A 12,789-nucleotide genomic window follows, 5' to 3' on the forward strand; every position below is an offset into this window, starting at 1 on the left:
GCAATGCAGGAACCTGCATCCGCAGCCCCCCGTCAGGACCAGCCGGCCACGATCCCGTGGATGTCGGAGAGCCGGTGCGCGACGGCGTCCGGCTCCCCCTCGGTGTGGCCGACCTGGCCGGCCGGGATGGTGCTGTGGGGGACGTGGATCGCCCGCATCCCGGCGTTGTGGGCGCCCCACACGTCGTCGAAGAGCCGGTCCCCGACGTACACGCAGCGGGCCGGGTCGTCGGCGCCGACGGCCGCCATCGCGGCACCGAACGCCTTCGGTGACGGCTTCGTCCACGGGATCTCACTGGTGTAGACGTCTCCGTCGATGAGGTGGAGCACCCCGTCGCGCTCGAAGAAGCCGCGGTGCCAGGCCCGCGGCCAGATCGTGTTGGACAGGACGCCGACCTTGATCCCGTCCGCGCGGAGCGCCTCGAGGAGCGGGCCCACCTCGGGGTCGGTCGGGGTGTGCGGCTCCCAGAACTCGTAGTAGGCGTGCAGCAGCTCGGGGTCGTGGTCGAGACCGGCCTCCGCGAACAGGTCCGCGATGGTCGAGCTCTGCTGGTGGTCACGGCTGCGACCCCAGATGGCGTCACCGGCGGCGTGCAACCGCTGGGCGTGCACATGGGGGTCGTGGTGGGAGTTCACCACCGCCTGCGCGAGCGCCAGCGACTCGGCGTGGAAGTCCACGTCGTGCCAGCGGGTGAGCGTGCCGCCCCAGTCGAAGATGACGGCCTCGACGCCGCCGCCGCGCGACTCAGGCACGGACCAGGCGGACGACGTGGTCGACGACGTGGTCGGCCGGAACGTCGGTGCGCTCGCCGGTCGCCCGGTCCTTGACCTCGATGGTGCCGGCGGCCAGGCCCTTGCCGACCACGACGATCGTCGGCACGCCGATCAGCTCGGCGTCCTTGAACTTCACGCCGGGGCTGACCTTGGGCCGGTCGTCGTAGAGCACCTCGATGCCCTGCGCGGACAGCTCGTGGGCGATCCGCTCCGCCGCGGCGAAGACGTGCTCGTCCTTGCCGGTGGCCACCAGGTGGACGTCGGCCGGCGCGACCTCGCGCGGCCAGGACAGGCCGAGCTCGTCGTGCGTGCCCTCGGCGATGGCGGCGACGGCACGCGAGGGGCCGATGCCGTAGGAGCCCATGGTGACCGTGACCAGCTTGCCGTTCTCGTCGAGCACCTTCAGGTCGAGCGCGTCGGCGTACTTGCGGCCGAGCTGGAAGATGTGGCCCATCTCGATGCCGCGAGCCGACTCGAGCGTCCCGTCGCGACCGGCGACCGCGCACGCCGGGCACGCGTCGCCGTCGCGGACCTCGGAGACCTCGATGACGCCGTCGGCGGAGAAGTCGCGGCCGGCCACGAGGTCGAGCACGTGGCTGCCGGGGACGTCGGCGCCGGTGACCCAGCGGGTGCCCTCGACGACGCGGGGGTCCAGCAGGTAGCGGACGCCGGCGGCCTTCTTCTCGCCGAGCGCGCCCGGGCCGATGTAGCCCTTGGCCAGCGTCGGCCGTGCTGCGAAGTCGTCCTCACCGAAGGGCTCGAAGACCACGCCCTCACCGAGCTGCGCCTCGAGCCGCTTGGCGTCGACCTCCCGGTCACCGGGCAGGCCGACCGCCAGCGCCTCGGTGGTCCCGTCGGGGTGCCGCACCGAGAACACGACGTTCTTCAGGGTGTCCGCCGCCGACCAGGGCCGGTCGTCGCGGGGGAACTTCTCGTTGAGGTGGTCGACCAGCGTGTCGATCGTGGGGGTGTCCGGCGTCGTCTCGGCGTGCGCGGCCGGGGCGCCGTCGTACGCGACGGCCGTGGGCGGAACCACCTCGACCGCCTCGACGTTGGCGGCGTAGTCGCAGACCGTGCACCGGACGTAGGTGTCCTCGCCGACGGCGGCCTTGGCCAGGAACTCCTCCGACTTGGAGCCACCCATGGCGCCACTCATCGCCTTGACGATGACGTACTCGAAGCCGAGCCGGTCGAAGATCCGGATGTAGGCGTCCCGGTGGGCCTGGTAGCTGCGCTCCAGCCCCGCGTCGTCGACGTCGAAGGAGTAGGAGTCCTTCATCACGAACTCGCGGCCGCGCAGCAGGCCCGCGCGCGGACGCGCCTCGTCGCGGTACTTGGTCTGGATCTGGTAGATCGACAGCGGCAGGTCCTTGTACGACGAGTACAGGTCCTTCACCACGAGGGTGAACATCTCCTCGTGCGTGGGCCCGAGCAGGTAGTCGTTGCCCTTGCGGTCCTTGAGCCGGAAGATGCCGTCGCCGTACTCCGTCCATCGGCCGGTGGCCTCGTAGGGCTCCCTGGGCAGGAGGGCCGGGAAGGAGAGCTCCTGGGCGCCGATCCCGTCCATCTCCTCGCGGATGATGTTCTCGATCTTGCGCAGCACCCGCAGGCCGAGCGGCAGCCAGGTGTAGATGCCCGGGGCGGCCCGGCGGATGTAGCCCGCGCGGACGAGCAGCCGGTGGCTGGGAACCTCCGCGTCCGCGGGGTCCTCTCGCAGGGTCCGCACGAACAGGCTCGACATCCGGGAGATCATGGGAGGAAGGCTACTTGTGGGCCCGGGCGGGCTGCGAACCAGTTACCGCCCACGGGTGGGTGCGGCTAGCGCGTGGCGGAGTCACCGGTGCACCGGTGACTCCTGACGTTCTCAGCCGTTGCAACGCCTGAGAACGTCAGGAACTGGCTGAGAACCCGGGGTGGAGAGGCTGCGGTGACCGCGGCGGCCGTCAGAACATGACCGTCGCGAAGCGGGCCGTCTCGCCGAAGCCGACCTTCTCGTAGGCGCGCCGGGCGGAGGTGTTCCACTCGTTGACGTAGAGCGACACCACCGGCGCGATCTCACGGCGGACCAGCTCGACGACCGCAGCCATCCCGGCCGCGGCCAGCCCCTCCCCGCGCCGGTCGCGCGGCACCCAGACCCCCTGGACCTGGGCGGCGTACGGCGACGCGCAGGCGACCTCGGCCTTGAACACCAGCCGGTCGCCGTCGAACCGGGCGAAGGACCATCCCCGGTTGACCAGCTGGGCGACCCTCGCCCGGTAGAGCTCGGCTCCCCCGCCGTACTCGGGCGAGATGCCGACCTCCTCGGTGTACATCGCCACGCACGCCGGGTAGAGCTCGTCCATGTCCGCACGGGTGGTGCGCCGCACGAACGGGTCGGGGGCGATGGCCGGCGCCTCCGCGATCTGCAGGTGCGGCTGGTTCCACCGGATCTCCCGGGGCGTGCCCCACCCGCGGGCCACGCCGTCCCACAGCACCCTGACCGCCTCCTGCGGGCCGACGATCGTCGAGACCGTCCGTCCCCGGGTGAGGGCGCGCTCGGCGAACGCACGGGCGTCGTCGGTGCTGGCCTGCACCGGCACCAGGTTGGCGCCGACGTGGCAGGCCGACACCAGCTCGCCGTCGTCGAACCGGCCCCACATCTCGCCGCCCAGCCAGCGCGGCTCCAGCGTGGTGGTCCGGGCCCGGTAGTCGACGAAGACGTTCACGACCGGGTCGCGCTCGGCCAGCGCCAGGAAGGCGTCGAGGTCGGGCGGCCCCAGGGGGCGCACCCCGTGACGGGTCGTGAGCACGACGTGAGCCTACTGCGGGAGGCGCCACCCCAGCCGCAACGCGAGGCGCCGGAGGGCCGACCACTCGGCGCCCTCCTCCCCGGGCGCCTGCCGCGCGGGCCCGCAGCCCGTCGGGACGAACGGCGGCACGCCGTAGGTCGGTGAGGAGAGGTCGGGAGGACTGCGGAAGTCGAGGACCTCCGCGAGGTTGCGCGCGTGCCGGTCGCGCGGGGCCAGTGGCCGGAGTCGCCAGCGCCACTCGATCATGCGCAGGACCGAGGCGTGGTCGTAGGTGTGGTGGGCGACGTGCCCGCGTCGGGCCAGCGGCGAGATCAGCACGGCAGGCACCCGGAAGCCGCGCAGCGAGGTCCTGCGGGAGAGGTCGGCCGCGCGTCCGGGCGGCACGTGGTCGAAGAAGCCGCCCCACTCGTCGTAGGTGATGACCAGCACGGTCCTCCTCCAGCCGGGGCCGTTGCGGACGGCGTCGTAGACCCGGTCGAGGAACGCCTCCCCCGCCCTGATGTCGGCATGAGGGTGGTCGTCGTCGGACCTGCCCGAGAGCTCGTCGGCGAACCGGGGGTCGACGAACGACACCGCAGGCAGGGTTCCCGCCGCCGCGTCGGCGACGAACTCGGCGAAGTGGTGGGAGATGTCGAGGTGACGGCGGTGCCAGAGGGCTGTGAACGGCACGTCGCCGTAGTAGTACGCCCCGCTGACGCCCTGGGACCTCAACCGGTCCCAGATCGTCGGCAGGGTGCACCGTGCGGTCCCGTTGTGCAGCCGGTCGGTCCGACCGGCGTGCAGGTACAGCCGGTTCGGGTAGGTCGGGGCCATCACCGAGGAGAAGTACCGGTCGAAGGTCGTCCAGTCCTGCGCCGCGCGTCCGAGGAAACCCAGGTCGTCCCGGCCGTAGTAACCGATGGCAAGCAGGTCGCTGCCCCCGGAGCGCAGCCAGCCGTCGCAACGGCCGTGGTCGAGCTGGATCCGGCCACCGTCGAAGCTGTGGTCGGGGTCGTGGAAGCCGCAACCTGCGAAGTCGCGGAGGTGGTGGGTCGGGTGCGCGACGCCGGACCGGTCCCGGAAGGAGAGCCCCGCCTGCCTGCCGTCCGCACCCGGCAGCCAGCCGAGGAAGTGGTCGAAGGACCGGTTCTCCATCATCACGACCACGATGTGCCTGATGCCCGAACGCCCCGGGTGCGGCAGGTCGGGGGCGGCCGCCGACTCCTCCGGCCACCAGCGGGAGGCGCCCGAGGAGGCGAGCATCCCGGACGCGCCGGCGGCACCGAGCAGCTGGCGCCGGGTGAAGCCCACCCCCGCATGGTGCCCGGGAGCGCACCGCCGCGACAGGGCCGAAGGCCCACCCGGGATCACCTGTCGTGAGCAGGTGACGGGAGCTGCTCGCCCGGTACCCTCGACGCGTGAAGGACGCCCGGGACGGTGACGACGACGCGGTCACGCGGTTGCGCGGCCTGCTCCGCGCCCAGGCCGACATCATCGGGGTGCTCGACCTGCAGAGCGTCCTGCGGCGCATCGTCGAGGCCGCGTGCGAGCTCGTGCACGCGCCGTACGGCGCCCTCGGCGTCATCTCCCCGGACGGCACCGGGCTCGACCAGTTCATCCACGTCGGCATGGACCCCGCGGTCGTCGAGCACATCGGGTCGCTGCCCCAGGGCAAGGGCCTGCTCGGCGCGCTGATCGAGGACCCGCGACCGATCCGCCTCGCGGACCTCGGCCTCGACCCGCGCTCCGCGGGGTTCCCCGACGGGCACCCGCCGATGCGCGGCTTCCTCGGGGTGCCCGTCCGGGTCCGGGACGAGGTGTTCGGCAACCTGTACCTCGCCACGCTCGAGGTGGGCGGCTTCAGCCCCGCCGACGAGGAGGTCGTGACCTCCCTGGCGGCGATGGCCGGCGCGGCGATCGAGAACGCCCGGCTCGTGGGCATCCTCAAGCGCCGCCAGACCTGGCTGCAGGCATCGACCGACACGACGTTCCAGATGCTGACCGGCTCCCCCGACGAGGTCTTCCAGATGATCGGCGAGAGCGTCAAGGAGATGGCCGGCGCCGACATCGTGACCGTCGTGCAGCCCACTCCCGACGGCGAGAGCCTGGTCGTCGAGGTCGCCATCGGGGAGGGCGCCGAGAAGGTCAAGGCCTCGAACTACCCGATCGAGCACACGCTCAGCAAGCACGTGCTGGACACCGGCCGCGCCGTGGTGGTCGACGCCAGCCGCGACACCTTGCCGATGCCGGGAAGCGTCTACCTGACCCAGGTGGTGCCCGTCGGCCCGGTCATGGTCCTGCCCCTGATCGGTGCCACCTCCACGCGCGGGGCGCTGGTGATCGGCCGGATGCGCGGCGGTCTGCGCTTCACCGAGGACGAGGTGCACCTCGCGTCGGCCTTCGCCAACCACGCCTCCATCGCCCTCGAGCTGGTCGAGGCACGCCGGGACCAGCAGCGGATGCTGCTGCTCGAGGACCGGGCCCGGATCGCGCGCGACCTGCACGACCACGTGATCCAGCAGCTGTTCGCGGCGGGGATGGGCATCCAGGGGGTCGCGGCCGGCCTCGACGAGCGCCGCGCGGCGCAGCTCGAGGAGGTCGTGACCCGCGTCGACGAGGCGATCCGGCAGATCCGGTCGTCGATCTTCCAGCTGACGCCGCACCGCTTCGGCGGCCACCTGCGCAACGCCGTCATGGACGTCGCCACCGAGGTGACCCCGGTCCTGGGGTTCTCACCCGAGGTGAGCTTCAACGGCCCGGTCGACATCCTCAGCGACCCCGAGCTCACCGGCGACGTGTCGGCCGTCGTCCGTGAGGCGCTGACCAACGTGGCCAGGCACGCGAGGGCGAGCAGGGTCCAGGTCTCGGTGGTCGGCACGACCGACGAGATGACCGTCACGGTGACCGACGACGGCGTCGGGCTCAGCGACACCGAACGCCGCAGCGGTCTGGCGAACCTCCGGCGCCGGGCCGAGCGACGGTCCGGGTCGCTCACGATCGAGGACCGCGCCCCCGGAACCCGGCTCGTCTGGACCGCGTCAGTCTCCTGAGGTCGGCTCCCCCGGCACCACCGCGACGCTGCAGGCGGCGTGCTCGGTCACGGCGCGGCGTACCCCTCCGAGGCCGAAGGCCCCCACGCCGTGGCGTGGGTGGCTGCCGAGCACCACCATGCTGGCGCCCTCGGACACCCGGGTGAGGTGGCCGGACGCCGACCCCCGCCGCAGCTCGCACTCGACCCGCACGTCGGGGTGGCGTGCGGAGGCCTTGGCCACGGACTCCTCGAGCGCACGGCGCTCGGGCAGGTCCTCCTCGACCAGCCCCTCGTGGGGCCGGTGCAGACCACCCACCTCCAGGGACAGGCACCGCACCACCGTGAGCCGGGCACCGTGCAGCTCCGCCTGCGTGAACCCGAACTCGATCGCCGCGTCGCTGTCGGAGGTGCCTTCCGAGCCCACCACGACCCAGCGCCGGTCCTCGGCCTCGGCCTCGCCGCGGACCACCACCACCGGGCAGGGGGCATGGTGGGAGATCCAGCTGCCGGTCGAGCCGAGGAGCAGGTGCTTCATCGCCCCACGGCCCCGCGAGGCGACGACCAGCAGCGAGGCCGACTTCGAGGCCTCAGCGAGGGCCTCACGTGGATCGAGGGTGCTCCACACCAGGGTGACCGGCACGTCCGGGGACTGCTCGCTGGCCAGGTGCTTGGCACGGTGCAGCACCTGCTCGGCCTCCTTGTCGAGGGCGTCGGGCAGGTCCACGCCGGGAAACGTGGCTCCCACGGCGGAGTAGACCACCGGCCGCGGGTCGTAGGAGTGCAGCACGCACAGCGGGCGGTCCTCGAGCTCGGCTTGACGGACCGCCCAGTGCAGCGCGTGGAGGCTCTCGTCGGAGTCATCGATGCCGACCGTGATCGCGTCGGAGGGGACCTCATCTGTCATGGGTCCAGCGTCGGGGGCACCGCGCGCCGCGGGCAGCGGCGTACGACACCTCGCGACCGGGACCAATGGCCCTGCCGGGCGTGGGCAGGTGCTAGGAGACGGTGACCTGGGCGCCGGCGCCGTCGACCGACTCCATGCCCTCGGCGATGCGCATGGCCTCCTCGATCAGCGTCTCCACGATCTTGGACTCCGGCACCGTCTTGATGACCTCGCCCTTGACGAAGATCTGGCCCTTGCCGTTGCCGGAGGCGACGCCGAGGTCGGCCTCGCGGGCCTCGCCCGGGCCGTTGACGACGCAGCCCATGACCGCGACGCGGAGCGGCACCTCGAGGCCGTCGAGACCGGCGGTCACCTCGTCGGCGAGCTTGTAGACGTCGACCTGGGCGCGGCCGCAGGACGGGCACGACACGATCTCGAGTCGGCGCGGCCGCAGGTTGAGCGACTCCAGGATCTGGAGGCCCACCTTGACCTCCTCGACCGGGGGCGCCGACAGCGAGACGCGGATGGTGTCGCCGATGCCCTTGCTGAGCAGCGCGCCGAAGGCGGTCGCGGACTTGATGGTGCCCTGGAACGCCGGCCCGGCCTCGGTGACGCCGAGGTGCAGCGGCCAGTCGCCCCGCTCGGCGAGCATCTCGTAGGCGCGCACCATGACGACGGGGTCGTTGTGCTTGACCGAGATCTTGAAGTCGTGGAAGTCGTGCTCCTCGAAGAGGCTCGCCTCCCAGACGGCCGACTCGACGAGGGCCTCGGGGGTGGCCTTGCCGTACTTCTCCAGCAGCCGCTTGTCGAGCGAGCCGGCGTTGACGCCGATCCGGATCGAGGTGCCCCGGTCCTTCGCCGCCGCCGCGATCTCCTTGACCTGGTCGTCGAACTGGCGGATGTTGCCCGGATTCACCCGGACCGCCGCGCACCCGGCGTCGATCGCGGCGAAGACGTACTTCGGCTGGAAGTGGATGTCGGCGATCACCGGGATCTGCGAGTGCTGGGCGATCTCGGGCAGCGCCTCGGCGTCGTCCTGGCTCGGGCAGGCCACACGCACGATGTCGCAGCCCGATGCGGTCAGCTCCGCGATCTGCTGGAGCGTGGAGTTCACGTCCGAGGTCAGCGTCGTCGTCATCGACTGGACCGAGATGGGCGACTCGCTGCCGACACCGACCTTGCCGACCTTGATCTGGCGGGTCTTGCGGCGGGGGGCGAGCACCGGCGGCGGAGCGGCGGGCATGCCCAGGCTGATCTCGGTCATGAGATCAGGTTACTGGCCCACCCGCACCCGTCAGGAGTCGAGGTGCAGCGGGACCACGAGGTCGCCGACGATCAGCACCACGCCCATCACGAGCAGGCACGCAGCCACGCCATACGCGATCGGAAGCAGCTTCGCCACGTCGACGTAGCCGGGGTCCGGGCGCCCCCGGAGCCGGGCGAAGGCGCGCCGGACGGCCTCCCACAACGCTCCCGCGATGTGGCCGCCGTCGAGCGGGAGCAGCGGCAGGAAGTTGAACATGCCGATGAAGAAGTTGAAGCCGGCGATGAGCATCAGCAGGAACACCGCCTTGTCCACGAGCGGGAACCCCTGCTCGGAGACGGTCTCCCCCGCCAGCCGGCCGCCGCCGACGATGCTGACCGGACTGTCGATCGACCGCTCCTTCACGCCCGCGATCGCCTCGGCGACGCCCCAGACCTTGACCGGGAGCGTGCCCAGCGCCTTGACCGTGTCGACGGTCATGGTGCCCATCTGGTCGAGGGTGTAGACGGCACCGCCGGAGCCGAGCGAGGACTGCGGGACGAAGCCGAGGAAGCCGACCGGCTTGAGGGTCGTGTCCGTCGCGGAGGTGGGCCGCGGGGTGACCATGGTGTTGGTGGTGAGCACGATCGTGCGGCCGGCCCGCTCGACGGTGATCTTCGCGGCGCCGTCGTTGTTGGCCCGGATGGCCGCCTGCAGCTGGGTCCACTCGGTGATCTCGGTCCCGTTGAAGGCGACGATGCGGTCGCCCTCCTTCAGCCCGGCCTTGACCGCCGGGCTCACCGGGTCGGCCGCCGTGCAGACCCGACCGTCCTCGGAGGCCGGGACCACGCAGGCCTCCACCCGGTCCACGACCGGGGAGATCCGCACGTCGCTGGGGTTGCCGTAGGTGGAGAAGACCGCGAGGAAGATGCCGAACGCGATCAGGATGTTCACCGTCGGCCCACCGGCCATGACGATGACCTTCTTCCACCACGGCATCTTGTAGAAGAGCCGGTCGGAGTCCTCGGGGCGGATGGTCTCCCACTCCGCGGCCCGGGCGTCCGAGATCAGCTGGGTGAACATGCCGGTGTTGGACTTGCGGACCCGGACGACCTGGTTGCCCTGGGCGTCCTCGGTCACCTCGTCGTGCCCCGCGGATCCAGCAGAGTGTTCGGCGCCCGGCGGGAGCATCCCGACGATCTTGACGTAGCCGCCTAGGGGGATCGCCTTGACGCCGTACTCCGTCTCACCGACCTGCTTGCTCCAGACCGTGGGGCCGAAGCCGATGAAGTACTGCGTGACCTTCCCGCCGAACTTCTTCGCCGGGATCATGTGTCCGAGCTCGTGCAGGCCGATGGAGGCCAGGATGGCGACCGCGAAGATCACCACGCCGAGCAGGTAGTACAGGGCGGTCATTCCCCACCTTCACAAGCCGTGCCGTCAATGGTCCGGGTGGCCTCCGCGCGAGCCCACTCGTCGGCGGCGAGCACGTCGTTGACGGCCAGCCGCTGCTTCGAGGGTACGTCGTGCCGGGCCAGGACCGCTGCCACTGTGGGAACGATGTCGTTGAAGGCGAGCCGACCGGCCCGGAACGCCTCCACGCAGACCTCGTTGGCCGCGTTGTAGACCGCGGGCGCGGTCGCACCGGTCTCCCCCGCCCGTCGGGCCAGGGACACGGCCGGGAACGCCGCGTCGTCGAGGGGGAAGAACTCCCACGTCTCGGGCCTGGTCCAGTCCACGGGTGGGGCTGCGTCGGGCACCCGGTGCGGCCAGCTCAGCCCGAGCGCGATCGGGATCATCATCGTCGGCGGGCTGGCCTGCACCAGCGTGGAGCCGTCCACGAACTCGACCATGGAGTGCACCACGCTCGTGGGGTGCACGACGACCTCGATCCGGTCGAAGGGGATGTCGAAGAGCAGGTGCGCCTCGATCACCTCGAGCCCCTTGTTGACCAGGGTGGCGGAGTTGATGGTGATGACCGGCCCCATGTCCCACGTGGGGTGGTTCATCGCCTGCTCGGGGGTGACACCGGCGAGCTCCTCACGGGACCGGCCGCGGAACGGCCCGCCGCTCGCGGTCAGCACCAGCCGGCGTACCTCCTCGGGGCTGCCGGCGCGCAGGCACTGCGCGAGCGCGGAGTGCTCGGAGTCGACCGGCACGATCTGCCCGGGCTTCGCGCGGTCGAGCACCAGCGGACCGCCCATGATGAGCGATTCCTTGTTGGCCAGCGCGAGGGTGTTGCCGGCATCGAGCGCGGCCAGCGTCGGCCGCAGGCCCACGGCGCCGGTGATGCCGTTGAGGACGACGTCGCAGGCGTGTCCGGCCGCCTCGACGCTCGCGTCCTCGCCCAGCCCGTGGAAGGCCGGCGAGAACTCGGCCACCTGCTGCTCGAACAGCTCGGGGTTGCCGCCGCCGGCGGTCAGCGCCACCACGCGGAACCGGTCGGGGTTGGCTCGGACCAGGTCGAGGGCCTGGGTGCCGATCGAGCCGGTGGAGCCGAGGACGACGACATCGCGGGGCGTGCTCACGCGGGCCAGTCTCCCGCATCCGCCACGGTCCCCGTCCGGCCGGGGCGCGACACCGCAGCCGCATGCCGGGAATCGTCGCCGTCCGGCCCCTGCACAACCGGAACCGCAGCACCTAGGCTCTGCACATGACCGAATCCTCCGTCGTCACCAGCACCGGTGGGCCCACCCTCCCCCAGGAGCGTCGCCTCGTCACCGAGATCCCCGGCCCCGCCTCGCGGGAGCGGCTGGACCGCAAGAAGCACCACGTCGCGGACGGGGTCGGCACCACGCTGCCGGTCTTCGTGACCGCGGCGGGAGGCGGCGTCCTCGTCGACGTCGACGGCAACTCGCTGATCGACCTGGGCTCGGGGATCGCGGTCACCAGCGTGGGCAACGCCGCACCCGAGGTCGTCAGCCGGGTGCAGCAGCAGGTGGCGGCCTTCACCCACACCTGCTTCATGGTCACGCCGTACGACGGCTACGTCGACGTCTGCGCGGAGCTGGCCGAGCTCACCCCGGGCGACCACGCCAAGAAGTCCGCGCTGTTCAACTCCGGCGCCGAGGCGGTCGAGAACGCCGTGAAGATCGCGCGCGTGGCCACCGGGCGTGACGCCGTCGCGGTCTTCGAACACGCCTACCACGGCCGCACCAACCTGACGATGGCGATGACGGCGAAGAACATGCCGTACAAGCACGGGTTCGGGCCGTTCGCGGGCGAGGTCTACCGCGCTCCCATGTCGTACCCGTTTCGCGACGGGCTGTCCGGCGAGGAGGCCGCGGCCCGCGCCATCGACGTGATCGAGAAGCAGATCGGGGCCGGCAACCTGGCCTGCATCGTGATCGAGCCGATCCAGGGTGAGGGCGGCTTCGTGGTGCCCGCGGCGGGCTTCCTGCCCGCGCTGTCGGCCTGGTGCACCGCCAACGACGTGGTGTTCATCGCCGACGAGATCCAGTCCGGCTTCTGCCGCACCGGCGACTGGTTCGCCTGCGACGACGAGGGCGTCGTCCCCGACCTGGTCACCACCGCGAAGGGCATCGCCGGCGGCCTGCCGCTGGCCGGCGTGACCGGCCGGGCCGACCTGATGGACTCCGTGCACGTCGGCGGGCTCGGCGGGACGTACGGCGGCAACCCGGTCGCCTGCGCGGCGGCGCTCGGGGCGATCGAGGAGATGCGCAGCCACGACCTCGCGGGTCGGGCCCGGCAGATCGGCTCGATCATGCACGAGCGGCTGACCGCGCTGAAGGAGGCCCACCCGATCATCGGCGACCTGCGCGGCCGCGGCGCGATGATGGCGATCGAGCTGTGCGAGCCCGGCACCCTGCTCCCGGATCCCGTGCGCACGGCCGCGGTGTCGGCGCACTGCCACACCCAGGGCGTCGTCACCCTGACCTGCGGCACCTGGGGCAACGTCTTCCGGTTCCTGCCACCCCTGGCGATCTCCGACGCGCTGCTGCACGAGGCGTTCGACGTGGTCAGCGAGGCCTTCGCCGCCACGGCCTGACCCCAGGACCAGGCCCCGAGAGCACGCCGAGTCGGCGCTCGTTGACGCCCGAAGCGTCAACCTGCGCCGACTCGGCGTCGTG

General features: G+C 71.7%; 10 protein-coding genes. 2 read left to right on the top strand and 8 right to left on the bottom strand.

Translation table 11 applies throughout. From position 1 onward, the window contains the following. Window positions 1–32: 32 nt before the first annotated feature. The 4 genes from ACZ43H_RS11470 to ACZ43H_RS11485 all read right to left on the bottom strand — a co-directional run bounded on the left by ACZ43H_RS11470 (window position 33) and on the right by ACZ43H_RS11485 (window position 4,852). Window positions 33–752: an HAD family hydrolase gene (locus ACZ43H_RS11470; RefSeq protein WP_464590396.1), complete on the bottom strand. Its 720-nt coding sequence runs from the start codon at window positions 750–752 to the stop codon at window positions 33–35. Beyond that, entirely contained in the window at window positions 745–2,526 is a 1,782-nt protein-coding gene (locus tag ACZ43H_RS11475) for a proline--tRNA ligase (RefSeq protein ID WP_464590398.1), read from the bottom strand. Before ACZ43H_RS11475 ends, ACZ43H_RS11470 begins: the two co-directional genes overlap by 8 nt. A gap of 190 nt (window positions 2,527–2,716) precedes the next feature. Next, a complete protein-coding gene (locus ACZ43H_RS11480; RefSeq protein WP_464590400.1) occupies window positions 2,717–3,562 on the bottom strand; it encodes a GNAT family N-acetyltransferase in 846 nt (281 codons plus the stop codon). A gap of 9 nt (window positions 3,563–3,571) precedes the next feature. Then, a complete protein-coding gene (locus ACZ43H_RS11485) occupies window positions 3,572–4,852 on the bottom strand; it encodes an alkaline phosphatase family protein (RefSeq protein WP_464590402.1) in 1,281 nt (426 codons plus the stop codon). 107 nt (window positions 4,853–4,959) lie between these two features. Here ACZ43H_RS11485 and ACZ43H_RS11490 point away from each other — a divergent pair, with 107 nt between their 5' ends. Further along, the gene (locus tag ACZ43H_RS11490) at window positions 4,960–6,591 is read left to right on the top strand and encodes a sensor histidine kinase (RefSeq protein WP_464590404.1); all 1,632 of its coding nucleotides are present in this window, start codon (window positions 4,960–4,962) and stop codon (window positions 6,589–6,591) included. Here the strand turns inward: ACZ43H_RS11490 and ACZ43H_RS11495 are convergent. The 4 genes from ACZ43H_RS11495 to ACZ43H_RS11510 form a co-directional block, all read right to left on the bottom strand. Continuing rightward, window positions 6,580–7,476, bottom strand: a complete 897-nt coding sequence (locus ACZ43H_RS11495) for a universal stress protein (protein ID WP_464590406.1) — start codon at window positions 7,474–7,476, stop codon at window positions 6,580–6,582. The two genes, ACZ43H_RS11490 and ACZ43H_RS11495, sit on opposite strands and share 12 nt — an antisense overlap. 91 nt (window positions 7,477–7,567) lie before the next feature. After that, window positions 7,568–8,719, bottom strand: a complete 1,152-nt coding sequence (ispG, locus tag ACZ43H_RS11500; RefSeq protein ID WP_464590408.1) for a flavodoxin-dependent (E)-4-hydroxy-3-methylbut-2-enyl-diphosphate synthase — start codon at window positions 8,717–8,719, stop codon at window positions 7,568–7,570. 30 nt (window positions 8,720–8,749) lie between these two features. Beyond that, window positions 8,750–10,114 carry a M50 family metallopeptidase gene (locus ACZ43H_RS11505; protein ID WP_464590410.1) on the bottom strand — a complete coding sequence of 455 codons (1,365 nt, stop codon included), beginning with the start codon at window positions 10,112–10,114 and terminating at the stop codon, window positions 8,750–8,752. Beyond that, the gene (locus tag ACZ43H_RS11510) at window positions 10,111–11,226 is read right to left on the bottom strand and encodes a 1-deoxy-D-xylulose-5-phosphate reductoisomerase (RefSeq protein WP_464590412.1); all 1,116 of its coding nucleotides are present in this window, start codon (window positions 11,224–11,226) and stop codon (window positions 10,111–10,113) included. The genes ACZ43H_RS11505 and ACZ43H_RS11510 overlap by 4 nt, the downstream gene beginning before the upstream one ends. A 125-nt stretch (window positions 11,227–11,351) precedes the next feature. On the opposite strand from ACZ43H_RS11510, the gene gabT reads away from it, so the two are divergent. Beyond that, window positions 11,352–12,707 carry a 4-aminobutyrate--2-oxoglutarate transaminase gene (gabT, locus tag ACZ43H_RS11515; RefSeq protein WP_464590414.1) on the top strand — a complete coding sequence of 452 codons (1,356 nt, stop codon included), beginning with the start codon at window positions 11,352–11,354 and terminating at the stop codon, window positions 12,705–12,707. The last annotated feature ends 82 nt before the right edge of the window (window positions 12,708–12,789 follow it).

Source organism: Nocardioides sp. DN36 (genome assembly GCF_055380375.1).

What these genes read in the sequence shown, in the direction of transcription:
- gabT (WP_464590414.1), top strand. Translation starts at nt 11,352, where the DNA reads ATGACCGAATCCTCCGTCGTCACCAGCACCGGTGGGCCCACCCTCCCC.
- ACZ43H_RS11475 (WP_464590398.1), bottom strand. Translation starts at nt 2,526, where the DNA reads ATGATCTCCCGGATGTCGAGCCTGTTCGTGCGGACCCTGCGAGAGGAC.
- ACZ43H_RS11495 (WP_464590406.1), bottom strand. Translation starts at nt 7,476, where the DNA reads ATGACAGATGAGGTCCCCTCCGACGCGATCACGGTCGGCATCGATGAC.
- ispG (WP_464590408.1), bottom strand. Translation starts at nt 8,719, where the DNA reads ATGACCGAGATCAGCCTGGGCATGCCCGCCGCTCCGCCGCCGGTGCTC.
- ACZ43H_RS11505 (WP_464590410.1), bottom strand. Translation starts at nt 10,114, where the DNA reads ATGACCGCCCTGTACTACCTGCTCGGCGTGGTGATCTTCGCGGTCGCC.